Genomic DNA, 23,908 nt, shown 5'->3' with positions numbered 1-23,908 from the left:
TTCTAATTGTACAATATTATCGGATAATTTGTTCTATTGTCGCGCCGCCTAAACATTGATTTTTCTCATAAAATACAATGTATTGTCCAGGTGTTACTGCGCGTTGAAATGCAGAAAACATAACATAATGTTGATTATTACTGGCAGGTGAGACAACGCACGCCTGCTCTAATTGGCGATAACGAGTTTTTGCATAACAGGTTAATGGTAACTTATCACTATGATCTGTTAGCCAATGAATAGGACCACAGATCAAACCTTGCGAGTAAAGCATAGGGTGATTATTGCCTTGAGCAACAACTAAGGTATTCGTTGCTACCTCTTTATCAACGACATACCAGGGCTCTTCGCTCGCAGATTGTCGACCACCAATGCCAAGTCCTTGCCTTTGGCCAAGAGTATAAAACATTAATCCATCGTGTTGACCTAACAGTTCGCCTGTACTACTTCTAATATCGCCTGGCTTTGCCAGAATGAATTCTTTAAGAAATGTTTTAAAACGTTTTTCACCGATGAAGCATATGCCTGTTGAATCTTTTTTGTTATGGGTAACTAATCCTAATTGCTTCGCAAATTCCCGAATTTGTGTTTTATTAAAATCGCCTATTGGAAAAAGTGTTTTGGCAAGAGCTTTAGGTTCAACAGCGTGAAGAAAATACGTTTGATCTTTTTCTCGGTCCTTGGCTTTTAGCAACTCACCAATACCATTGTTTGAACGAACTTTGGCGTAATGGCCGGTAGCTATGTAATCAGCGCCTAGAGTTAGGGCATGATTTAAGAAAGCATTAAATTTGATTTCCTTATTACAAAGCACGTCTGGATTGGGAGTTCTTCCTTGCTGATATTCATTAAGAAAATGGGCAAAAACTCTATCCCAATATTCTTTAGAAAAATTTACGCTGTGAAGCGGAATCCGTAATTGATTACAGACAGCTTGAGCATCTGCCAAATCTAAAGCGGCGGCACAATAACTATCATTGTCATCCTGTTCCCAGTTTTTCATGAAGAGACCTTCAACCTGGTAACCTTGTTCACGTAATAACCAGGCTGCAACTGAGGAATCAACTCCCCCTGACATACCGACAATAACTTTGGCTTTCATAGCTTATAGATGTGTATAAAAAAAAATCTAATTCTACGCTATAATCGCTTAATTATGAAATTTTTTGGGCACTCTATTACTGGAGTGCCTTATTTTTTGGTGAAATAGAATTCTGATGGATGTATTACAGTTCAAATGACACTGAGTTATACTATAGGTAAGATTTTATTCGTTTATGCATTCGTATCTTTGTAATTTACCCAATCCCAATTATTTTCTTTGGTGCGGTATTTTTGAGCAAATTATTAATGATGTCGGTAATTTATAGTTAAGTGGACGTTATGTTAGTTAATTTAAAAACTGCGGTAAATAAAGCCTCACCTGAGTCGGTGATACTTGAGTTGCGTGAGAGATTGCCTGCACACATTAATTCAGGTTGTATAGTGAATTGTCAATTTGCAGTAGAAAGCCAAAATAATTATTTTATTTTAACGTTGAAGGTTAATTCTGATTTGATAATTACCTGCCAACGTTGCTTAAAAGAATTTATTTATCATTATGTTAATGAGACAAAACTGGCCGTCTGCCACTCTGATGAAATGGCTGAGAAGTTAATGGATCAATACGAATGTGTGATTGCAGAAAATAATCATATTGATTTAGCCGAATTGATCACGGATGAGTTCCATCTCTATACGCCGGAATTGCACCCCGAAACTAATGACTGTGACACAGAAATAAATCGTTTTATTGGTGCTGATGACACAATAAAATAGTAAAATATCGTCATAACACTTGGATTACCATTAAAAAATCGGTAATATTCCGCCCCATCGAATGCAATTTGTTTAGGAGTAATACACAATGGCTGTACAACAGAATAAGAAATCACGTTCACGTCGTGATATGCGTCGTTCTCACGATGCTTTAACAAAGCCCACATTATCTGTGGACTCTACTACTGGTGAAACTCATCGCCGTCACCACATTACACCTGATGGGTATTACCGTGGTAGAAAAGTTTTAGATACCGATAACGCTTACGAACAAGAGTAAATCGCTTGAAAAATATCACCATTGCTATTGATGCGATGGGCGGGGATCACGGTTTGAAAGTTGTGATTCCCGCTTGTGTCCTTGCTGCTCGACGCAACCCTGATTTGAAGTTGTTGTTGGTTGGTGATCAAAATCAGGTAAATACGCATCTTAAAAAATTCGGTGTAGCTAATAGTAACCAATTTTCTGTGGTTCATGCCTCAGAAATTGTTGCTATGGATGAATTACCATCTCAAGCTATGCGTAATAAGAAAGATTCATCAATGCGGGTTGCCATTAATTTGGTTAAAGAAGGACGTGCTCAGGCTTGCGTAAGTGCAGGGAACACCGGTGCTTTAATGGCTACTGCACGCTTTGTTTTAAAAACGTTACCTGGTATTGATAGACCTGCAATTATTGCCGAATTACCTACAATGCAGGGTAAAACACGGGTTATTGACCTCGGTGCGAATGTTGATTCATGCGCAGAACACCTTTTTCAGTTTGCTGTAATGGGTTCCGCATTAATTCAAGCTGTAGATAAAAAGCTAAAACCAAAGATTGCTTTACTGAATATCGGTGTTGAAGAAATTAAGGGTAATGATCAAGTCAAACGGACTGCTCATATGTTGGCTGAATGTAGCTTGATGAATTACGTAGGTTATGTTGAAGGTGACCAATTCTATTCAGGCCAAGTTGACCTGGTAGTTTGCGATGGTTTCGTTGGTAATGTGGCCTTAAAGGCAAGTGAAGGGTTGGCAAAACTGATGATTTCGGTTCTGAAAGAATCGTTTTCACAAAATATATTTACCAAATTTGTAGGCTTAATGGCCAAGCCAGCATTAGGGCATTTAAAAAAGCGCATGGATCCTGCTCGCTATAATGGTGCAAGCTTACTGGGTTTAAATGGCATAGTCGTTAAAAGTCATGGTGGGGCCAATGAGTTGGCGTTCCAATATGCTATAGAAGAAGCCATGCTTGAAGTAAAAAATAATGTCGTCGATTTAGTTCGCGACCAAATTACTGACTTTATTAATCAAGGTTTGTTGCTATGAGAAATGCCGTTATTAATGGAACAGGCAGTTATTTACCCGAGCGGTCTATCACTAATCATGAATTAGAAGCTAGTTTGGATACAAGCGATGAGTGGATTCGCTCAAGAACAGGCATCGGTAGTCGACATGTGGCCTCACCCCATGAAACAACATCCTACATGGCATCTCAAGCTGCAATTAAAGCTTTGGATGCTTCAGATATCAGTGCAGACGACATTGATTTAATTTTGGTTGCCACGTGCACGCCTAATCATTTTTTCCCTAGCATGGCTTGCCATGTACAACACGCGTTAAAAATAACTCGACCTATTCCTGCTTTTGATGTAGGTGCAGCTTGCAGTGGATTTGTCTATGCTATGGACATTGCCAAACAATATATAAGTTCAGGCACAGCAAAACATGTGATGGTTGTTGGTAGTGAAAGTATGTCTCGCGCACTGGATTGGACTGACCGGTCTACTTGTGTGCTATTTGGAGACGGAGCAGGCGCTGTGGTTTTAAGTGCTAGTGATAAGCCTGGTATTTTAGCCAGTACACTTCATGCAGCCCATGATGTAGAATCATTATTATCTTTCCCTAATTATGCAACACTCGAGCAGCAAGCATTCATTGGTATGCGCGGCAATGAGGTTTTCAAGATTGCAGTGAATATAATGGGTGATATTGTCGATGAGATTTTACAAGCCTGCCATTTGCAGAAATCAGACATTAATTGGTTGATTCCTCATCAAGCAAACATTCGTATTATCCAAGGTATCGCTAAAAAATTAAACTTGCCTATGTCGCAAGTCATCGTAACAATCGAAAAGCAAGGCAATACTTCGGCAGCATCTATTCCCCTTGCTCTGGATTATTCAATTAAAGAAAACCGCATTAAACGAGGTGATTTACTTCTACTGGAGTCTTTTGGTGGAGGAATGACCTGGGGTGCTACGGTTATACGCTACTAATAATATCCTTATTGGAGTTTTTTAATGAGTAATTCTGCATTTGTATTTCCTGGTCAAGGTTCTCAATCTGTTGGCATGCTGGCTGATTTTGCGGACAGTTACCCTTTGGTTCAAGATACCTTCTCGCTTGTTTCAGAGGCGGTTGGTTACGACCTGTGGCAGTTAATACAAGAAGGTCCTGAGTCAAAACTAAATCAAACTGAGAATACCCAAGTTGCGATGCTAACTGCTGACGTGGCAGTGTTTAAAGCTTTGGAGACACAAGGAATTACACGAGCTGAAATCATGGCTGGTCATAGCTTGGGAGAATATGCAGCACTTGTTTGTTCTGAAGCAATTGATCTCGCAGATGCAGCAATGCTGGTCGCTAAACGAGGGCAATTAATGCAAGAGTATGTTCCTTTAGGCCAAGGCTCAATGGCTGCAATTGTAGGTTTAACCGATGAGCAGGTTGAAATGCTTTGCAAACAGGCGAGTAATCCTGATTATCAAGTCACTCCAGCAAATTATAATGCGATAGGGCAAATAGTGATTGCCGGGCATTCGAACGCTGTAGAAAAAGCTGTGAAGATTGCAGAAGAAATGGATGCTCGAATGGCAAAAATTATACCGGTTAGTGTTCCTTGCCATTGTTCATTACTTATCGATGCAGCCCAGGCTTTTGAAGAATATCTTGCTCGCGCAAAATTTAGAACGCCTAAAGTTGCTGTAATTTCAAATGTTGATTTAAGTATTTATCAATCCCCTGAACATATTAGAGTGTTGCTGAAAGAGCAACTCTACCGACCAGTGCGATGGGTTGAGACAATTCAATTAATGAAAAATCGTGGCATTGAACGTATCGTGGAATGCGGTCCTGGTAAAGTGCTTAGTGGTTTAGTCAAACGTATTGATAAAACCATAACGGCAATAAGCATTAATGATAATGCTACTCTTAATCAAGCGGTATCACAATTGACTGAAAAATCGTATTAAGGATCTTGCATGGTAAATTTACAAGGTAAGGTTGTGCTGGTTACCGGCGCAAGTAGAGGAATTGGTAAAGCAATTGCCTTAAATTTAGCAAAGAAGGGTGCCTATGTAATAGGTACGGCTACCACCGCTTCTGGGGCAGAAAATATCACAAATTCATTTGTGCAAGAAAATTTGTCCGGAGAAGGTCGAATTCTCAATGTAACCGACAAAGAAGATATCGATAATTTAATGACCCAGTTATCTGATGAAGAAAAACTTCCGTCTATTTTAGTTAACAATGCAGGTATTACTTGTGATAATTTATTGTTAAGAATGGATGATGATGAGTGGGATAAAGTAATAAACACCAATTTAAGTGCTATATTTCGATTAAGTAAGGCTTGTCTTAAGCCAATGTTTCGGGCACGATGGGGTCGTATTATAAGTATTGGTTCTGTAGTAGGTGCTAGTGGTAATTCTGGTCAATCTAACTACACAGCAGCAAAAGCAGGCATTGTCGGTTTTTCTAAGTCACTGGCTCAGGAAATTGCTAGCCGCAATATTACTGTGAATGTAGTAGCTCCAGGTTTCATTGATACCGATATGACAAGTGCTTTACCCGATATGGTTAAAGATGAGATGCTTAAACGCATCCCAATGAAACGTTTGGGTAAAGCTGATGATGTTGCTGAAGCAGTTGCTTTCTTAGCTTCTGATAGTGCAAATTATATTACTGGTGTAACCATTCATGTGAATGGTGGCATGTATATGGATTAAATGGGCTTGCGTTCTTTTTATAATTGAATAAACTAGCCTACAGGAATTTTTTAAAACGAAGAGGAAAGACAAGTTATGAGTACAGTTGAAGAACGAGTTCGCAAGATTGTTATTGAGCAATTGGGCGTTAAAGATGAAGAGTTGAAGAATGACGCATCGTTTGTAGATGACTTAGGTGCTGACTCACTTGATACTGTTGAATTAGTGATGGCTCTCGAAGAAGAATTTGAAACAGAAATTCCTGATGAGAAAGCTGAGAAGATCACTACTATTCAAGAAGCAATCGACTACATCGAATCAAATCTTAACAAAGAAGAAGCTTGATAACTTCAAGGAGTTTTCGTTGACTAAGCGGCGTGTTGTTATTACCGGTATGGGGATGCTTACTCCAGTCGGTTTAAATGTAGAGCAAACTTGGCATAATATTTTGGCAGGTAAAAGTGGTGTCGGAATGGTTGAAGATTTCGACGCAACTGATTATCCAACTAAAATTTGGGCTAAGGTTAAAAACTTTAACGTTGAAAACTATATGCCGCTTAAAGATGCTCGGAAGATGGATGTATTTACCCAATATGGGTTGGCTGCGGCAGATGAAGCGCTGGCCGATTCGGGGTTGGTTATTGATGAACAGCTCTCATTACGAGCTGGTGTTGCTGTTGGTGCTGGTATCGGTGGTATAGAGACTATCACCAACAACCAAGATAGATTAGTCGCTGGCGGTCCTCGTAAGGTTTCGCCGTTTTTTATTCCTGCAGGCATTATTAATATGGTAGCAGGACAGATTTCAATTAAACACAAATTAAAGGGTCCGAATATTTCGATAGTAACCGCGTGTACTACAGGAACTCATAATATTGGCTTAGCTGGTCGTATGATTGCTTATGGTGATGCTGATGTTATGGTATGTGGTGGTGCGGAAATGACGACAACCCCTTTATGTTTGGCAGGATTCTCAGCTGTTCGCTCCTTATCAAAGCGAAATGATGAACCTGAAAAAGCATCTCGCCCCTGGGATAAAGATCGTGACGGTTTTGTCATGGGTGAGGGTGCAGGGATACTGATTCTTGAAGAATATGAGCATGCCAAAGCACGTGGTGCCAAAATTTATGCCGAGCTAGTTGGTTTCGGTATGTCAGGGGATGCCTATCATATTACTGCTCCTGATGAAGATGCGGATGGCGCTACTCGTGCGATGGAAGCAGCTGTTAAAGATGCGAATATTGATATAACTGACGTTGATTATATTAATGCTCATGGTACTTCAACCTATTTGAATGATTTAAATGAAACAAAAGCTGTCAAACGCCTTTTCAAAGATCATGCGTATGAATTAGCTATTAGTTCGACAAAATCCATGACTGGGCATTTGTTAGGCGCTGCCGGTGCCGTGGAAGCTATTTTCTCTATTCTTGCAATTAAAGACCAAGTAGCACCACCTACAACTAATTTGGACAATCCTGACGAAGGTTGTGATTTAAATTATGTACCGCATACTCCCCAAGAAAGACGAATTATTTATGCCTTAAGCAATTCTCTTGGTTTTGGAGGCACTAACGGAAGTCTGATATTTAAACGGGTGTAAATGAAACGCTGGCTTAAATCAATTTTACTGGGATGTGTTGTTCTCAGTTTAATTAGCTTCTCGATAGCTGGCTTTTATACCTATAATTTTCTTACAAAACCAATGGTGACTGGAAACCAATCAGTCACCATTTCTATTAACAAAAATACTTCCGCATCTTCTCTTGCTCACATGCTTGAGTCTAAGCATCTTATTCAATCCAGTCGTTTATTATTATTGGTCATTAGAGTGAAAGGCTTTGCCCCCCATTTAAAGGCCGGTGTTTATGAAATACTTCCTGGCGAGAATGTTCAACAATTCCTAAGCAAAGTAGTTACAGGTCAAGTGCTCGTTCAATCCTTTAGCATCATTGAGGGGACTACTGCAAATCAAGTAAAAGCTAATTTAGCTAATGCTCAATTTTTAAATTATAACAATAGTGACTGGTTGGTTATTGGTGGAGATTATTCAAATCCAGAAGGGTTGTTACTGGCTGATACCTATAATTACGATGCAGGTAGTGATGCTAAGCTTCTATTGCAACTTGCCAATAAAAAATTATTACAATTTTTGAATGACAGTTGGCGTACACGTTCCACTGGGCTTCCTTATAAATCACCTTATGAATTGCTCATTGTTGCTTCTATTTTGGAAAAAGAAAGTTCCTTACCGGAGGAAAGAAAGTTAATTGCAGGGGTAGTGGTTAATCGTTTAAAGAAAAATATGCCACTGCAAATGGATCCTACTGTTATTTATGCGCTTGGACCCAATTATCATGGGAAATTAATGCATGGTGATATGGCTGTTGATTCCCCATACAACACCTACCGCTATCGAGGGTTACCCCCTACACCTATTGCAATGGTTGGTAAGGATGCTATTGATGCGGCTGCTCATCCTCAGGTTACTGATTATCTTTATTTTGTTGCCAAAGGGGATGGTTCACATCATTTTTCCGTGAATTATGAAGAACAGAAAAAGGCGATTTCTCAGTATAAAATAAAGGGGCCATCATGACAAAACGAGGACGTTTCATTGTTGTAGAGGGCCTTGAAGGTGCAGGAAAATCAACAGCCATCAAAACTATTAAACAGTACCTGGAAAGTTTTATCCCTGATATTTTTTTAACCCGAGAGCCAGGGGGTACTCGAGTTGGGGAAATGATAAGAACCATCATTAAAGAAAAGGTTGATGGCGAAACACTAGATCCTCGTGCTGAATTACTCATGTTGTATGCTGCAAGAGTTCAACTGCTAGAGCAAGTTATAGAGCCAGCTTTAAATAGAGGCAGCTGGGTTTTGGCTGATCGCTTTGAATTGTCAACGTTTGCTTATCAGGGTGGGGGAAGACATCTTGATGAAACAGTAATTAGCACCTTATCAAAATTCTGTTTAAAGGGGTTTAAACCTGATTTGATTGTTTTTCTTGATATTGAACCGGAAAAAGGTCTTAATCGCGTTCGACAACGCGGTGCTGCTGATAGGATGGAACAAGAGTCGCTGACATTTTTTACCGATGTTTATAATAACTACCAGCGCATCATTAAAACAATGAACAATGTAATTTGTATCGATGCTAGCCAACCAATGGATATCGTGCAAAAATCAATTATCACTCAACTTAAAACATTCATAGCTCATAATGCAATCGCTTAAATCCTCTGAATTGCATACTTCTCATGCATTATGGTGGGAACAATTTTGTAATAGCAATGCAAATCAGCGCTTACCTCAGGCGTTATTATTAATGGGACCGCAGCATGCTGGTCTTATCGATTTTTCCTATAACATGGCTTCTGTCTTACTTTGCTCTGAAGCTACCAAGGCATGTGGAACATGTAAATCATGTCGATTGCTGTCGGCAGGGGAACATCCTGATGTCCATTTGTTACAGCCTGAAAAGTCGGGAGGCACGATTAAAATCGACCAAATCCGTGAATTGCAGTCTGTTGCATTTACTTCACCCCAACTAGGTAGTAAACGAATAATTATTATTCACCCTGCGGAAAAAATGAATATTGCCGCAGCTAATGCATTATTAAAATTATTAGAAGAACCTCCGGCGTGTCTCTTTTTTGTATTAATTGCTGAACAAGTTAGTACAGTGTTACCAACTATTCTGAGTCGCTGCCAACAGTGGCAATTCTCAAGTCAAGAAATCACAAACAGCGATTATCTTTCAATTGGAGAGTGCTATACCGCCGAGAGTGAGCGAGGAAAAATTTTTAGTGCCATTCAATCAATTGTTCAAGATTTATTGGATTTGATAAGTAAAAAAACGTCCGTTTGTAGTTTGGCAGCTAAATGGGGCACGTATGAGTTCAATAATTTGATATGGTTACTTTACTTAATAAATGCGCAGCTTATTCAGTCTCGATTAGTTGACAGTCCTTATGAGAAAAATTGGACACCGCAAATCCAACAGATTTCGCAATACCTACAACCTCCTGATTTATTTCATCAGCTAGATGAAATAAATCAGATAATAAGAAAATTGAACCAGAATATTAGTGTTAACCAGTCATTGGTACTAGAAAATCTATTATTGGGATATCTATAGAGTTTATGAACTAGGGGTCACTCCAAACATAGTCTTAAGCTAGGGAGTAAATCAAAGTGGAGGGCTAGCTTCTTACATGCTAAACTCCATTCATCTTACTAATATTATAAAAAACTATGCTTGTTGATTCCCACTGCCATCTTAACTTTATTGATTTGACTGAATTTAATAATGATTTGAGCAATGTTCTTACTGCAGCCCGCGACAATGATGTTGAACATTTTCTATGTGTTTGTGTAGAACTTGAGGATTATCCAGTGCTTCGCAAGATAGCAGAAAGCTATTCTGATATAAGTATCTCTGTGGGTATCCATCCTAATAGTGAGATTGCGCAAGAACCAGATGCCAGTGCTTTATGCAAATTAGCAGAACATCCTGCATGTATTGCCATTGGTGAAACTGGGCTCGATTATTATCGAACCGAAACTAAAGCTGCACAAGAACAACAAAGGGAGCGGTTTCGCAATCATATTCATGCAGCAATCACTTCATCAAAACCTTTGATCATTCATACCCGCCAAGCGGCAGAAGATACACTGCAACTCATGAAAGAAGAAAACGCCCATGAGATCGGCGGTGTAATGCACTGTTTCGCCGAAGATTGGGATATTGCTCAACGCGCCTTGGATTTAAATTTTTATATTTCCTTATCTGGAATAGTAACCTTTAAAAACGCGACTAATCTTCATGAAGTTGCTAAAAAAGCGCCTTTGGACCGATTACTTATTGAAACGGACTCCCCTTATCTCGCTCCGGTTCCTTTCCGTGGCAAACAAAATCATCCTGCTCTGGTAAAACACGTGGCCATTGCTTTGAGTGAGTTACGACAGACAAGCTATGAGAATATTGCTTGCCAAACAACTGCCAATTTTTATCGTTGCTTTAGAATATCTTAGTTTTTTATATAAAAAATCAAGCAATGATTAAGTATTAAAGCAATGCGTTAAGATTTCGATAATATTATGTCGGTATACTAGTCTTTGATTTAATTTCGGGACGATAGTTATGACTATCCGCGTACTTTCATTTGACTTTGATGGTTGTTTGTTTCATGAGGGCTATGTCTACGATGAAGATAAGAACGTAATAAAAACTAATAGAAAATTTTTAGAAGAAATTAAGGCTGAAAATCATAAATATTCTAAAAATATAGCCTTGGTAGGTTCAAATCGCCAAGATAAAAATACCGACGATGCTAATGCCTATAATTTTCGTGCCCCAAAGTATAGTAAAGGTTCTTGCTTTCCTGCATTTCTAAAGATAGTCGAATTTCTAGGAGTTATAAAGGATACTTTCCTCTTAGCAGATTTATATGGTGATCTGAAAAATGGTACATCGTTTACTCGTGCAATCAATCAAACGGAAACCAACCATGCATCATGGATATTTGATGAAACAAAGGCATCACTAATTTATGCACAAATTCACAAAATTGCTGTTGAAAATCCCAATGATTATATAGTGTTTGACTTTTTTGATGATAGAGGCAACAAGCACAGGAGTTATGAGGATATCCTTGAGTGGTTGAATAAATTCTATGAGAGCAATCGCGATATGATACCTAAAAATGTTAAATTAAGGTTAAATCATTATGCAAGAGGAGACGCGATTACTCCTTTATTTGAGATTGACGGAACTGGGATTATTGATTCAACTTATCGCGAAACAGTAAAAGCGATGGCCGATAAGGTTGCTCCTGATTACAAAGGTATACGTTATTTTGCTACAGACGAGAATCTTGCTATTCATCTAGATGAAATCAAGAAAGCCCGGGTTCCAGCGGATTTAGTAACTTCTGATGAGGTGGCCAATGATGTGGAAGATGTGGAAACAGAGACTGACGTAATCCCACTCGTGAATGTAGAGGCTAACCGCTTAGGTTCACAAGCTCCTGCCGCAATTCTATTTAATACTCAAATAGGAACGATTAAGATAAAAATTGATAAAGATTTTACAGAAGGCTCTTCAGCACATAAGGTAGCTACATCTCTTCATAACGAATTACAAGAGGCTTATCAAAGTTACTTTATTAGTAAAACAATCAATACGAAAGACTTCGAGTTTAAATGTAATAAGGCAATAAAGGATGCTCGACCTGAATTGGAAACTCACCGTGGTTGGAAAGAGGTATTCATCAATGTAATGGCTGCTTTATCTATGCTTGTTGTAGGTTATTTAATCGGAGCTGCTATCAAACAAAATATCTGTCTTTTTAAGATTAAAACTGACTCGGCAGAGAAATTGGACGCATTGCAAAATACAGTGAAGTCAATAGCCAGTGCATAATTTTCACACTCGCTTGCTTCAGCGCAAGCGAGTTCTTATCTCAATCTTTTAAATAAAAGCTGAACAACACACATACTAAAGCGCAAAGAAATAATCCAAACACTAAAACACTGGTATTGGCAAAAATAAGAATACCGGTTATCCCCCCCACAATTGCTGAACAAGTCATTCTTACTGTGTTAAGAAATGCTGTCACTGTTCCAGCTTCACTTGGATAATCATTTAACGCTAAAGAAAATGCTGGGGGATTTATGAAGCTTACACCTAAGCTCATTAATAAAATGGGAGCAAGTACCAGTAGAGTTAAACCTTGCATATAAAATAAAACAATCATCGCTACAGAGCTTAACACCATGATTATGCTGCCTAAACGAATATTCCAAACCATTGATTTTTTTTCTCTGAGCTTAATACCAATATAGTTGCCAATTATCAGCATGATCCCATTGCTTCCAAAAAGAATCGCAAAAATCAGTGGAGAAAAATTTAGATTATCAATCACTAAATAGGCAGCATTCACCACTATTATCATTACACAGGAGTATGAGGCTGTAACGAGGGCAATACTTATCCATAAAGGGCCATGTGTCAGTATTTTTTTAAAACTGCTCAAAGAGGTTTGCCATAAGAACCCTATATCGGATTTTGTCCAATGTCGTGATTCTTGCAATGTTTTCTCTGCCAATATAAAGAGTATAATTGCAATAAGGGCCATCAAAACAAAAGTGGCTTGCCATCCATAATGAATGAATATAATCGAACCAAGAAGTGGGGCAAAAATGGGGGACACCGAGACTATCATGGAAATGTGAGAGAGTACGCGAGCTCTATCGGTACTATCTTCTTCATCCCTGGAGGCTGAAAAGGCAACGATATACGCACAGCAAATTGTAAATCCTTGAACTGCTCGCGAGACTATTAACATTTCAATGCTAGTAGCAAAAATACATCCCAAGGTTCCTAAAAAAAATAAAATTAGGCTGGCGCGTAATGTTTTTCTGCGGCCAAAATGATCAATCAAAGGTCCCCAAATCAATTGTGAAAATCCAAAAATAAAGAAAAATAAACTTAACGTTAATTGGCCAAGTTCATGGGTCGTATTAAAGTAACTGGTAATTGCTGGTAATGCGGGTTGGTATAAATCAAAGGTAAGTAGTGAAAAGGTAGATAAAATACCCAAGACAATAAACGGTGTTTTCTTGTTTTCTTCTGAGAATGATTTACTCTGCATATAATAGATTGGATTAATAAGAAAGAATAGTCAGCTTAATGAGCCTCTGTTAAGATTTCAATCAACTTTTCACATTGGATATAAAATTTTGCCTACTCATGTGAGATTAAAATCTATTAGCGAAATATTATGATAAAAACTAACGTAACTTCAAAAAAAATATACCTTGGTTTAATGTCCGGAACCAGTATGGATGGTATTGATGCTGCAGCTATTGAGCTAGCATCAAATACTTTTATTGACGGACTCACCAAACCCTATAGTCAGCAGGCGAAAAACCTTCTTGAAGAAGTGCTTCAAGAAAAATCACAGTCTTTAGCAATCTACAGTCAATTGAACACCATTTTAGGAAGGGAATTTGCTCAGGCTGCACTTTTATTGATGGAGAAAACGAATCTTTCTTCGACGTCTATTCAAGCAGTTGGAAGCCATGGGCAAACGCTATGTCATGATGCCAGTGCAGAGATTCCCTACACTGTACAATTAGGTTGTGCACATACTATCGCTGAACTTACGGGGGTTACCGTAGTCGCTGATTTTCGCACCCGTGATTTGATTGTTGGTGGACAAGGTGCGCCATTTGCACCAATTTATCATCAGGCTTTGTTTAAAGATCAGCAATTTCCATTGGCGGTGGTGAATGTTGGTGGTATTGCTAATCTGTCCTATCTATCAAATGCATCAAGGGTTCATGGATATGATACTGGTCCTGGGAATTGTTTAATGGATGCTTGGATAAAAAAAAATCTAGGCAAGGATTATGATAAAAATGGTGATTGGGCTGCTTCTGGAAAAGTCATCGAGCCTTTATTGAGAGCTCTTTTAAATGATCCTTATTTTAAAAAATCTCAGCCCAAAAGTATCGGTAAAGAATATTTTTCATTAGCATGGCTTGAACAACACTTAAAACCACATTATTCCAGTGTTGACGTTCAAGCGACTTTGCTTATGTTGACAGCTAACACCATTGCTGATGCGGTTAATCGTGAAACCCAACATCCAACACAAGTCTTGATTTGCGGTGGCGGCGCACATAACCAGGCGTTAATGCAGATATTGAGCTCACTACTACCAGAGACTCCTGTGAAAAGTACTAGCGCTTACGGAGTTAATCCTGATTTTATTGAAGCTCTAATGTTTGCCTGGTTGGCTGATAAAACACTAATGAATGAGCCTTTGGATATGAGTCAAATAACTGGGGCTAGCCGCTTGGCAATATTAGGGACAATCTATCCCGCAGGCATTGACAAACGAAATTGGCTTAGGGTGTAATGTGCATTTTAATTAATAAGATACTATTTTGAACGCATATCAATCAAATTATCAACATCCTGGTAAATTTACAGCGTACATGATTTTTTTGCTGTCGGCATCGTTTTATTTGTATGAGTTTGTCTTACAAGTGGCCCCCAGTGTCATGGCCGAGTCTATGATGAAGACGTTTAAAGTCAATGCAGCGGGTTTTGGTATTGTTTCGGCATTTTATTTTTATGCCTATGCCCCTATGCAATTACCAGCAGGATTGTTATTTGATCGCTATGGTCCCCGCAAATTAATGACGTTTGCATTAGTTTTATGTGCGGTTGGATCGTTCTTTTTTGCGTCAACCGATAGTTTATTTACTGCAGCTTTAGGACGCTTTCTTATTGGTATTGCTTCAGCCTTTTCATTTATCGGTGTTTTGGTACTCGTTTCTCGCTGGTTTCCACCGCAACAATTCGCATTTTTAGCCGGAATTGCACAATTAATGAGTTCGGTAGGGGCAATGTTTGGGGAAGTGCCCTTGGCGGCTTTAATTGAGCAGGTGGGTTGGCGGAATGCCAGTTTCATTTTGGCCTTAGTGGGTTTGGCTTTAGCAGCGCTCATTTGGTGTGTTATTCGTGATTACCCTCATCAACCAACACAAAGTCCTCCAAAGCGACAATTTATCGATGAGTGGCACCGTCTTGTTAGTGTTTGTAAACGTTCTTACACTTGGTTAACAGGTGCCTATGCATTTGCAATTTGGACACCCATTGCTGTGTTCGCAGCATTATGGGGTGTCCCTTATTTACAGCAAAAATATCAAATCAGCGTCATTATGGCTTCTGGTATGTGTAGCATGATATGGCTTGGGATTGGGATCGGCAGTCCATTGTTAGGATGGGTGAGTGATCGTCTTTACAGTCGTCGTTTGGCGTTGGCATTAAGTTCAATATTTGGGTTGTTAGCAACAATTCTGCTGCTTTATGTTCCTATACCAATAAGCTGGATGTATGCGGTTTTATTCATGTTAGGTTTTGGTGCCGGCGGACAAACTGTAAGTTTTGCCGTTGTTAAAGATAATAATCCTCCGGAGTTAGTAGGTACGGCGTCAGGATTTAATAATTTATCAGTATTGGTTGGAGGTGCTATTTTCCAACCTTTAGTTGGTGTTGCTCTGCATCATAGCTCAGATTGGTCGGTGGTGAATGGAATCCCGGTTTATTCTATAGCAAGTTATAATAAAGCTTTGCTGGTGATGCCACTGTGTTATTTGGCAAGTCTGATTATCGCAATGTTCATTCTTAAAGAATCTCATCCAGGGTATGCAAAGAACCAATAATTCATTCTCTATGCTAAGCTTCTAGTGACCTTATCTTTTTTCTTAATAAATGATGGAAACACAACGAGGCTTAGCGGTTACCACAAATTCAATTCAAGTGATTGAGGGTATTAACCATTTTCATAATCAGATTCTTGGTTCTGGCAATGATGCTGGCGCTGTACTTGAGGCGGCAAAAGAGCATCCTGAAAGCTTGCTTTTACAAATTTATGCGGCTGCGTTTTATTTGTACGCTCAGGAAAATGCTGCAACAATAATTGCCAGCGATTATCTTTTACAAGCTGAGAAGCAATTAAGAACTGCCAATTTGAGAGAAAAAATGCTCTATCACGCTCTGCGCGCGTGGGAGCGTTTGGACTATGATGCTGCGTTAACATTGCTAACAAGCGTAGTAGAGCTATTCCCCCGCGACACATTAGCGTTAAAATTTGCTGAGTGGCTTTTTTATTGCACGGGACAAGCTTACCAAGCCAAACAATTTCTTGCTCTTTGCGAGAAATGTGCTCAATACAACCAAGATGAGTCTCATTTTTTAGCAACGCATTCTTTTGCACTAGAACTTTGTGGTCAATATCCTCAAGCCAAGGCTATGGCAGAAGAAGCAGTAAGTTTAGAAGTCATCACTCCTTGGGCGCATCATACTTTAGCCCATGTTTATCTTATGGAGGGTGATATCGAAGGTGGGATTAAGCGTTTGCAGGTACTGCAAAAAAGTTGGGCTCATATTCTACCGTTATTAAAAGGTCATAATACCTGGCATCTGGCCTTATTTCAGCTGGCCAATCGTGATGAAGATGAAACTATGAAACTGTTTCCTAATATTTTTGGTAGCTTACCAGAGATATTGCTAGAGCAGCTCGATGCGATTTCTTTACTATGGCGAATGGAGATGGCAGGATTTCCTCAAGACCAACCACTTAATACTGTTTTTGCCCACTTAGGTCAGCATCCTTTTGAGTATTATATTGGATTTAATAATGCACATTTTATTTATTGTTTAGCTCGAGCTAAAGATGTATCGTGTGTTGAACAAGCGTTAATGGATTTGGAGTTTCATATTAATTCGCTCCCGGAAGGGAACACCAAAAATTTATGGCAAATCACTTCATCGCTATGTCAAGGGATCAAGGCTTTTGCTTTGTCTGATTATAAATTAGCCAACATACTGATGGAACCTGTCATAGATCGATGTATTCAACTCGGTGGAAGTGATGCACAAAATGAAGTGTATACACAAACCTACTTACTCAGTTTACTTAAAACTGGTCATACGGATAAAGCAAATCAATTTTTTTTGAAATATCTACCGCATTATAAAAACACCGCACTCGCTGAATTTTGGTTTTCCCAAAATTAACGTTTGGCTGTTTCAAAGGATAACTCGGAGCGCATCAAAAAAGCCTTGGCGAGTTGGCTTAAATTGTCCAGGAGCCAGTTTGCCATGGTTTTTTCTTGATAGAGAATTTGCTCGCAAATGTGTTTAGTTTCAGAGTCGTCAGCATTTTCGGCGGCGGTGATTAAAATCGTGTATGTAGCGATTTCAAGATTTTCAAAAACTAGACTATCAATGGCCCCTTGAATCACTTCGTCGCATGAGAACATATTACTGGCAACCTGTCCTAAGCCAATGAGTTTCGCAGAAAAATCTTTTAAAAGAGAATAATGGCTTCCCAATCGAGTAATGCATTTTTCGAGCTGTTCTTGTTGATAAATAGTTTCCTCTAAATGAAGTTTCATATGCTTTTTTAATCGAGGATAGTTTTCCAGGCGAAAAATCTGAGTTTTTAGCATTTGTTCAGATTGTTTTTCCATCGCATGAGCATCTTTCAGCCAATGCAACAAAATTCCCTTTCTTACTGTCATATCATTCTCCGTTTACGAGAGAAATCTCTTTTACAGCTACATTTAACATCCATTTAAATGAGTTCAAGCAGCTATCGTAATTATAGAGCATAATTTTATCTAATTAGCTTTTTGCTATACTTAAAAAACAGATGAGCCTAGTTAATATCTATTCTCATATCAAGTTTAATGGATTATAGGAGATTAATAATGGACGCAAAAAGTTCGCAGACATCAGGTAAAAATTTTAAAACGCCTCCAAAGCATTCGAGAGAGTCGCAGCTTGGAGAAGCTACCACAGTCCTATTAAAAGACAGTAGAAAAATAGTGAATGATGGCAAAAAAGTAGCTAACGAATTGTACGAAGAAGGCAAAAACAGAGTCTATGATGTGCAAAATAATATAAAAGATTACTCTAATAAAGTTGCTGACAGGGTACAGGAAAGGCCAATTATATCGTTATTAGTAGCAGGCGGTATAGGATTTGTCTTATCGGCCTTACTTCGCCGTTAACTAAGAAGGTTGAGTGACTTTGAATTGAAAGTCATTCGTAACATAGAAAGCAATCCATATATAGTGGATTGCTTTGCGTTGTTCGCAATGACAGGTTACTAATTAACCTGCCATAAGGAGTTCACAAAATATTTTTTTGAGTCACTAAAATTTTTAACAATTTCAAACCCACTTTCTTTAGCAAGTCTTTTGATTTGTGAATCCAGATATTTATAAGAGGATTCAACGTGAATGGGTTCAAATTTTTTAAATAAGAATGATTTGTTTAAGGCGCCAATATGAACAATTTGATCTTCTAAGCTTATAAGATAGCTTTCCATGGCACCAGTATGAACATTGTAAGTTTCATAATGATAAAATAAATTAAGATCAAAATTACCATCGAGCTCTTTATTGATCCGTTTCAGGAGGTTTAAGTTAAATGCCCGAGTAAGTCCATCCCGATCGTTATAAGCTTTTAGAAGAATATTAATGTCTTTTCTTAAATCAAATCCAATAAGGAAGTAATCTCCAGCATGCAAAGCATTTCTCACTTCTTGTAAAAATTTTTTTGAACTTTGAATATCAAAATTCCCTATGCTTGATCCTAAAAACAATAAAAAATTACGCTTGTTGGAGTTTGTACTTAACCATTGAATACCGCTTAAGTAATCAGAGTTTATCGCAATGACCTTAAGTTGAGGTAGCTTTCTATTGAATTTATCAAGAAGACTGTCGAGGTACTTTTTTGAAATATCCACGGTGAAATAGGTAAACGACAAGTTATCTTTAAGAAACTGATTAATTAGGATATTAGTTTTTATTCCTTCTCCAGGACCAAATTCAACGAGATTAAATTCTTCCTTTTTTAAAAGAGCCGATAATTCCTTTTTATGATGTCTAAGGATCTCAAGCTCACAGCCTGTTAAATAATAGTCAGGATGATGAGTAATTTGATTAAATAATTTAGAGCCTGAGTTATCATAAAAATATTTTGAGGGGAGTTGTTTGTTTTTGCGGGATAAGCCCATCAAGACATCTTGCATAAATTCTTTATTATCTTTGGCCTCTTTTTGGTGATTTTGTAGAGTTTGTATTTTAGCACTCATTAGTTATCTCCCGTCGAAGTTTGCTGCCAAACGAATTCCGCTAAATTGCCAGCGCTTTTCTGGTTGAAAGAAATTACGATAGCTTGCTCTGATATGGCTGCGCGGTGTTACGCAACACCCGCCTCGTAAAATAAATTGATTATTCATGAACTTACCATTGTATTCGCCTAAGGCTCCTGTTACTGATTGATAACCCGGGTAGGGTACATATGGACTGGCAGTCCACTCCCAAAGATCTCCAAAAAATTGGATAGGGGCGTTACCATCGATGGCTGGTTGGGGATGAAACATGGCATTATCAAGAAAATTACCTTGTTGAGGATCTAAGTCCGTACTTACAACCAGATGCTCCCATTCCTCTTCTGTTGGTAATCTGCAACCATGCCATTTTGCATAGGCATCTGCTTCATAATAACTAACATGAGAGACTGGTTCAGCGAGATTGAGCGGTTTTAAACCGTTTAAAGTAAAAATATGCCAATCATTATCAATTTTTTGCCAATACAGCGGGGCTTGTATAGATTGCTGATTAATCCAATCCCAGCCATCAGAGAGCCACCATTGTGGATTTTCATAGCCTCTATCATCAATAAATTCCAAATACTCCCCGATTGTTACAAGTTGGGGGGCAATTAAATAAGGACTAAGAAATTTTTTATGACGTGGTAACTCATTATCAAAACAAAAATCTGTTCCCTGATAGCCAATTTCTACAATACCACCTGCAACTTCAATCATTTGTCTATTTGTATTCAACATAGTTGCTTTCTCTGTTATTGATGAGGCGCGATAACAAGGAAAATCAGGGTCGCGTGAAAAATTATATTTGATATCCATTAATAATAATTCTTGATGCTGCTGCTCATGCTGGAATCCCCAATTTAGCAAATGTTTAAGTGTCGGTAATTGATTGTCTGGTATTTGCTCGATGAGCAAAAGAATATGGTTGTTAACATATTCTCGATAAGCGTAAATTACCTCTGTGGTTGGGCGAGACAACAAACCACGTTCTGCTCGCGGATAAGGTTGGCTAATTGTTTGATAATAAGAATTGAAGCGATAATTATATGAAGAATCGAATAATTTGTAGGATTTCATCAGTCGAAGAAGAATAAATGTCTCAAAAAACCAGGTGGTATGCGCAAGATGCCATTTGGGTGGACTTACATCAGCCATACTTTGAATGACATAATCTTCAACAAAAAGAGGTTGGCACGACTGAACTATTTGTTGCCGCACGTTAAGGAAGTGACGTGCAAGCTCTTCTCTTTTCATCAAAATAATCCTTTATTTTGTGAGCGCTCTCTAAAACACAAGTATAGTTGAAAGTCAGATATTTTTTACAAATATTCAAGATGTCACTGCAAACGTAGGGAAGAAACCGTAGCTGGTATTGCTATGTACCTTGGTTCTTTTCACCTATGCTCCCTTGTTCTCTTCACCCTGTGGCACTTAGGTTGTTTAATGTGCCTGGCTCCTAACTTTATGTGTTGTTTGCCTTAATCCTTACCTGCTCGTTTTTGTCTTCACCCTACCTACCTCGGCTTGTCCGAGGCATCCAGACAATGAGCAATCCAAAATAAAAATTTGTCGTGGATGAAAGATACCAGAAACAAATGTTTAATTATTGTTCATATTATGATATGTTTTGTCACCCAAAGATAATACCTATAATCACCAACACTATTTATAGGAGGTAGGATGGGAGTTTTTGTAAATAAGCTTAATAAGGAAATACTCGAGGCTGATAAGGCTGGGTATTATCGAGAACAATATCAGTCCTATATGACAGGCCCTGAGTGGCGCAATGTCGAAATGGCTGAGGAATATGGAGAGTTTTTGCAAGAGGGAAAATCAATATTTCAGTTCCCTTATTTTCGCCAAGTTTATGATCTGTGGCGAGTGATTTTTAATTCCTATTCTGCTGCCAGAAAATATAACAGCTCATCTCAAATCTTATTTTCTGAATACATGTTAATGGATTTGTTCATAGGATTTTTTACAACGTTAGAACTAATTCCCAAAGGTATCCTCTCTATCTTTATTGGTCCTTTTCTAAATAAAGACAATAAAACGCAAATGCAGCAGCACTTGGCCGATTATTACAATGAATATGCATCAAACCTGCAAACAATTCCCTTTTATGATCACAAATATAAAGAGAATCGCGAGAAACTTGCTCAGGCATATAGCGAGTGTACAGATAAAACCTGGGGAGATTGGTTTAGTTGGAAATGTGTCTCCATTGAGTTATGGGCAAGACGTTGGATTTCAAAACCACTGAGCTACTGGTTTCATCAAGACGAAAATTTAGTGGCAGCGACTACCGATGTATTGGTCAAAATTAATGTGGAGGGAATTGAAAATCATGATGAGCTTAAAGAAGCTTTAAGAGAGAAGGTAGCCAATGTTAATGCTGAAATGCTTAGTGCTAATATCAATGTTTCAATTGTTCCCGACGCAGATGATGATTCAGTCTATGTAAAAGCTAAAAATAAAGACAAATCATATACTTCTGTCTATGCTCGATTGCGAGCGCCTCGTTATGCTGATTTTCAAACTGTCGTACGACAATTATCGGCACAAAAAATTGAACTCAGAAAAATTGCAGGACAAGACCAGATCCAAGTGAAATGTCTCATTGATGCTAAAAATGAGGAAGCGTGTCATAGTCGTGAAGAACGTTTAAATAGTGTTTTTAATGCCAAACCTTTATATGGCTATGGCGATAGGGTTCATAACACTAGAAAAATCTGTTTATTCGATGTTCCTGTAAAGGACTTATCTGAAGTCCTGACGTGTTTTGATAGTTGTGGCGAAGCTGTTGACGAAGAAAACCAAGATGTCTCTGTTAAATTCATACATAATTTCTAGAGGTAAACCTGATGTGAAATCAAAGAAAATTTACTGATAATTTCCCGGAGTTTGGTCGTTTTACTTCAATCCCTGCTTCAATGATCGATAGAGCGTATCTTAATGAGTCAAAAAGTGTTGCGGGGCGAGCTTGGAACTTTCTTTATACCCGATTCATTTATACAACGTTATTTTTCCCACTTGCGATAATCGATTTGCTTGTGTCTGGTGCATTAGGTACTCGCTATGCATTTGGTTCATTTTTTCTCACCGATGAATTGCAGGAAAAGCGGTTGGAGCAGCAGAAAAAATACGCCACTATTTTTAGCAAAAATCTCTATGCTTTAGCGGCATTTCTATTCGGTTTATTTAACCCCAAGTTAATCGCATTTTATTTTACACCTGAAAAAAGTTCAGAAAAAAGGTATTACTGCTGGGGGTAGCTATTACCGCGACGATGATGCAGAAGTTTTAATGCCTAATAATCCTGTTGAGCTCCAGAAGATTATTACTGATGCCAATGGTGCCAAAAATGTAAAAATAATGCCAGTTGGAGCAGGCCGTAGCCAAGGACGACAATTTTTACCTGAGGGGGGAACAAAACATCTTGTAGTTGATCTGAGTAACTTCAATCACATTGATATTGATAACAGCAATAAAACTGCTACCGTAGGAGCGGGTGTTAGCTGGATAGATATTCAGAAGGAAGCGCCTAAGCGCGGACTTGCATTACAAGTAATGCAAGCGTCTAATGTGTTTTCTGCAGGGGGTTCAATCGGTACAAACATTCATGGTTGGAATCATCGTAAAGGAGTTTTATCAAATACCATTCTTTCGATGGATATCGTCACGCCCACTGGTGAATTAAGACAGGGTGTAAAACCTGATGATCCTTTATTCCAGCAAGTTGCAGGTGGTTTGGGTCTTTTTGGAACGGTTGTCAGCGTTAAATTTAAATTAACCGACAATGAACTATTGGTAGAAAAAGGGAAGGAAATCCCTATTGAGAATTATGTAAAACATTTTACTGACAATGTTTTCAACAAAGAGGATAAAAGTAAACATAAGCATATTCGAATGCATTTATATCGACTTTCACTTGATCCAGATGATTTATTAGGTTCAGGAGTAGCTGTTGATTATGTGCGCGAAGGAGAGAAGAAATTTTCTGACAAAAAAAGCAACCTCAGTGAAGAAACGCATAGGGGGACACGCTTTAATCAAGTGATGCTTAATCTGGCCAGACGTTTTGGTTGGGTCAGAAAAAAATATTGGGAGGGTGAAAAAGCTCGCTTGCTTGCGAATGATTCTCCTGCAATGACAATTAATGAAATAATGCAACCGCCAATTAATGCTTTGTTTAATCCGTCGGTAAGCGAGGCCGAGTGGCTACAAGAATACTTCCTTCCTGGAGACAATTTAGCTGCTTTTCTGAAAGAATTAGGTAAATTATTAAAAGATAACCAGGTCCCCCATTATTAAATGCTTCAGTCCGGTTTGTTATACAGCATGATAAATCACCTCTTTCTTATGCACATGATGGCGATCGCTTTGCTGTAGTGTTGTGTTTTAACCAAT

General features: G+C 38.5%; 26 protein-coding genes (1 of these 26 only partly in view). 21 read left to right on the top strand and 5 right to left on the bottom strand.

Features of this window, described 5'->3' with window-relative positions; all coding sequences use genetic code 11:
- Positions 1-16: 16 nt before the first annotated feature.
- Positions 17-1,102, bottom strand: coding sequence for a tRNA 2-thiouridine(34) synthase MnmA (mnmA, locus tag LHA_RS08280; RefSeq protein ID WP_045106123.1), 1,086 nt, complete (start codon positions 1,100-1,102; stop codon positions 17-19).
- Positions 1,103-1,383: 281 nt separating this feature from the next.
- Between mnmA and LHA_RS08275 the strand changes: the two genes are divergently transcribed.
- The 13 genes from LHA_RS08275 to LHA_RS08215 all read left to right on the top strand — a co-directional run bounded on the left by LHA_RS08275 (position 1,384) and on the right by LHA_RS08215 (position 12,219).
- Positions 1,384-1,818, top strand: a complete 435-nt coding sequence (locus LHA_RS08275) for a YceD family protein (protein ID WP_045106122.1) — start codon at positions 1,384-1,386, stop codon at positions 1,816-1,818.
- A gap of 88 nt (positions 1,819-1,906) precedes the next feature.
- Positions 1,907-2,098, top strand: coding sequence for a 50S ribosomal protein L32 (rpmF, locus tag LHA_RS08270; RefSeq protein WP_045106121.1), 192 nt, complete (start codon positions 1,907-1,909; stop codon positions 2,096-2,098).
- A 5-nt stretch (positions 2,099-2,103) separates the two neighbouring features.
- On the top strand, positions 2,104-3,132 hold the full coding sequence (plsX, locus tag LHA_RS08265) for a phosphate acyltransferase PlsX (protein WP_045106120.1): 1,029 nt from the start codon (positions 2,104-2,106) through the stop codon (positions 3,130-3,132).
- Positions 3,129-4,082: a beta-ketoacyl-ACP synthase III gene (locus tag LHA_RS08260; RefSeq protein ID WP_045106119.1), complete on the top strand. Its 954-nt coding sequence runs from the start codon at positions 3,129-3,131 to the stop codon at positions 4,080-4,082. The genes plsX and LHA_RS08260 overlap by 4 nt, the downstream gene beginning before the upstream one ends.
- Positions 4,083-4,106: 24 nt before the next feature.
- On the top strand, positions 4,107-5,057 hold the full coding sequence (fabD, locus tag LHA_RS08255; RefSeq protein WP_045106118.1) for an ACP S-malonyltransferase: 951 nt from the start codon (positions 4,107-4,109) through the stop codon (positions 5,055-5,057).
- A 9-nt stretch (positions 5,058-5,066) separates the two neighbouring features.
- Positions 5,067-5,813 (top strand): 3-oxoacyl-ACP reductase FabG, encoded by a 747-nt coding sequence (fabG, locus tag LHA_RS08250; RefSeq protein WP_045106117.1) that lies wholly within the window; start codon positions 5,067-5,069, stop codon positions 5,811-5,813.
- A 75-nt stretch (positions 5,814-5,888) separates the two neighbouring features.
- Positions 5,889-6,137 (top strand): acyl carrier protein, encoded by a 249-nt coding sequence (gene acpP / locus LHA_RS08245; RefSeq protein WP_045106116.1) that lies wholly within the window; start codon positions 5,889-5,891, stop codon positions 6,135-6,137.
- A 19-nt stretch (positions 6,138-6,156) separates the two neighbouring features.
- Positions 6,157-7,395: a beta-ketoacyl-ACP synthase II gene (fabF, locus tag LHA_RS08240; protein WP_045106115.1), complete on the top strand. Its 1,239-nt coding sequence runs from the start codon at positions 6,157-6,159 to the stop codon at positions 7,393-7,395.
- Positions 7,396-8,391 carry an endolytic transglycosylase MltG gene (mltG, locus tag LHA_RS08235; RefSeq protein ID WP_045106114.1) on the top strand — a complete coding sequence of 332 codons (996 nt, stop codon included), beginning with the start codon at positions 7,396-7,398 and terminating at the stop codon, positions 8,389-8,391.
- Positions 8,385-9,029, top strand: a complete 645-nt coding sequence (gene tmk, locus LHA_RS08230) for a dTMP kinase (RefSeq protein ID WP_045106113.1) — start codon at positions 8,385-8,387, stop codon at positions 9,027-9,029. Before mltG ends, tmk begins: the two co-directional genes overlap by 7 nt.
- Positions 9,016-9,933: a DNA polymerase III subunit delta' gene (locus LHA_RS08225; protein WP_045106112.1), complete on the top strand. Its 918-nt coding sequence runs from the start codon at positions 9,016-9,018 to the stop codon at positions 9,931-9,933. The genes tmk and LHA_RS08225 overlap by 14 nt, the downstream gene beginning before the upstream one ends.
- Before the next feature lie 116 nt (positions 9,934-10,049).
- Positions 10,050-10,829 carry a TatD family hydrolase gene (locus LHA_RS08220; RefSeq protein WP_045106111.1) on the top strand — a complete coding sequence of 260 codons (780 nt, stop codon included), beginning with the start codon at positions 10,050-10,052 and terminating at the stop codon, positions 10,827-10,829.
- 109 nt (positions 10,830-10,938) lie between these two features.
- Entirely contained in the window at positions 10,939-12,219 is a 1,281-nt protein-coding gene (locus LHA_RS08215; protein WP_045106110.1) for a hypothetical protein, read from the top strand.
- Between the two features lie 40 nt (positions 12,220-12,259).
- Here the strand turns inward: LHA_RS08215 and LHA_RS08210 are convergent, their stop codons facing one another.
- The gene (locus LHA_RS08210; protein ID WP_045106109.1) at positions 12,260-13,450 is read right to left on the bottom strand and encodes a multidrug effflux MFS transporter; all 1,191 of its coding nucleotides are present in this window, start codon (positions 13,448-13,450) and stop codon (positions 12,260-12,262) included.
- Between the two features lie 129 nt (positions 13,451-13,579).
- Here LHA_RS08210 and LHA_RS08205 point away from each other — a divergent pair, with 129 nt between their 5' ends.
- The 3 genes from LHA_RS08205 to LHA_RS08195 all read left to right on the top strand — a co-directional run bounded on the left by LHA_RS08205 (position 13,580) and on the right by LHA_RS08195 (position 17,391).
- Positions 13,580-14,722: an anhydro-N-acetylmuramic acid kinase gene (locus tag LHA_RS08205; protein WP_045106108.1), complete on the top strand. Its 1,143-nt coding sequence runs from the start codon at positions 13,580-13,582 to the stop codon at positions 14,720-14,722.
- Between the two features lie 79 nt (positions 14,723-14,801).
- Positions 14,802-16,034, top strand: coding sequence for an MFS transporter (locus LHA_RS08200; RefSeq protein WP_082060395.1), 1,233 nt, complete (start codon positions 14,802-14,804; stop codon positions 16,032-16,034).
- Between the two features lie 52 nt (positions 16,035-16,086).
- Positions 16,087-17,391 carry a tetratricopeptide repeat protein gene (locus LHA_RS08195; RefSeq protein WP_045107479.1) on the top strand — a complete coding sequence of 435 codons (1,305 nt, stop codon included), beginning with the start codon at positions 16,087-16,089 and terminating at the stop codon, positions 17,389-17,391.
- Here LHA_RS08195 and LHA_RS08190 read toward each other — a convergent pair.
- Positions 17,388-17,897 (bottom strand): ferritin-like domain-containing protein, encoded by a 510-nt coding sequence (locus LHA_RS08190; protein ID WP_045106106.1) that lies wholly within the window; start codon positions 17,895-17,897, stop codon positions 17,388-17,390. The two genes, LHA_RS08195 and LHA_RS08190, sit on opposite strands and share 4 nt — an antisense overlap.
- Before the next feature lie 189 nt (positions 17,898-18,086).
- On the opposite strand from LHA_RS08190, the gene LHA_RS08185 reads away from it, so the two are divergent.
- Positions 18,087-18,389, top strand: coding sequence for a hypothetical protein (locus LHA_RS08185; protein WP_045106105.1), 303 nt, complete (start codon positions 18,087-18,089; stop codon positions 18,387-18,389).
- Between the two features lie 98 nt (positions 18,390-18,487).
- Here the strand turns inward: LHA_RS08185 and egtD are convergent, their stop codons facing one another.
- Both egtD and egtB read right to left on the bottom strand, forming a co-directional pair.
- On the bottom strand, positions 18,488-19,477 hold the full coding sequence (gene egtD, locus LHA_RS08180; protein ID WP_045106104.1) for an L-histidine N(alpha)-methyltransferase: 990 nt from the start codon (positions 19,475-19,477) through the stop codon (positions 18,488-18,490).
- A 3-nt stretch (positions 19,478-19,480) separates the two neighbouring features.
- Positions 19,481-20,752 carry an ergothioneine biosynthesis protein EgtB gene (gene egtB, locus LHA_RS08175; protein WP_045106103.1) on the bottom strand — a complete coding sequence of 424 codons (1,272 nt, stop codon included), beginning with the start codon at positions 20,750-20,752 and terminating at the stop codon, positions 19,481-19,483.
- Between the two features lie 426 nt (positions 20,753-21,178).
- On the opposite strand from egtB, the gene LHA_RS08170 reads away from it, so the two are divergent.
- The 4 genes from LHA_RS08170 to LHA_RS08155 form a co-directional block, all read left to right on the top strand.
- A complete protein-coding gene (locus LHA_RS08170; RefSeq protein WP_045106102.1) occupies positions 21,179-22,351 on the top strand; it encodes a hypothetical protein in 1,173 nt (390 codons plus the stop codon).
- Positions 22,352-22,431: 80 nt separating this feature from the next.
- The gene (locus LHA_RS08165) at positions 22,432-22,773 is read left to right on the top strand and encodes a hypothetical protein (protein WP_045106101.1); all 342 of its coding nucleotides are present in this window, start codon (positions 22,432-22,434) and stop codon (positions 22,771-22,773) included.
- A 31-nt stretch (positions 22,774-22,804) separates the two neighbouring features.
- Positions 22,805-23,812, top strand: a complete 1,008-nt coding sequence (locus LHA_RS08160) for an FAD-binding oxidoreductase (RefSeq protein ID WP_045106100.1) — start codon at positions 22,805-22,807, stop codon at positions 23,810-23,812.
- Between the two features lie 77 nt (positions 23,813-23,889).
- A protein-coding gene (locus tag LHA_RS08155; RefSeq protein WP_045106099.1) for a class I SAM-dependent methyltransferase crosses the window boundary here: on the top strand, positions 23,890-23,908 show its start. The gene runs 1,301 nt beyond the window's last position; only the first 19 of its 1,320 coding nucleotides appear in the window; its start codon is at positions 23,890-23,892; the stop codon falls past the right edge of the window.

The sequence above is a fragment of the Legionella hackeliae genome, from assembly GCF_000953655.1.
GTDB lineage: Bacteria > Pseudomonadota > Gammaproteobacteria > Legionellales > Legionellaceae > Tatlockia > Tatlockia hackeliae.
Note: the sequence above shows the minus strand (reverse complement) of the source record. Positions and strands in the feature narration are given on the sequence as shown.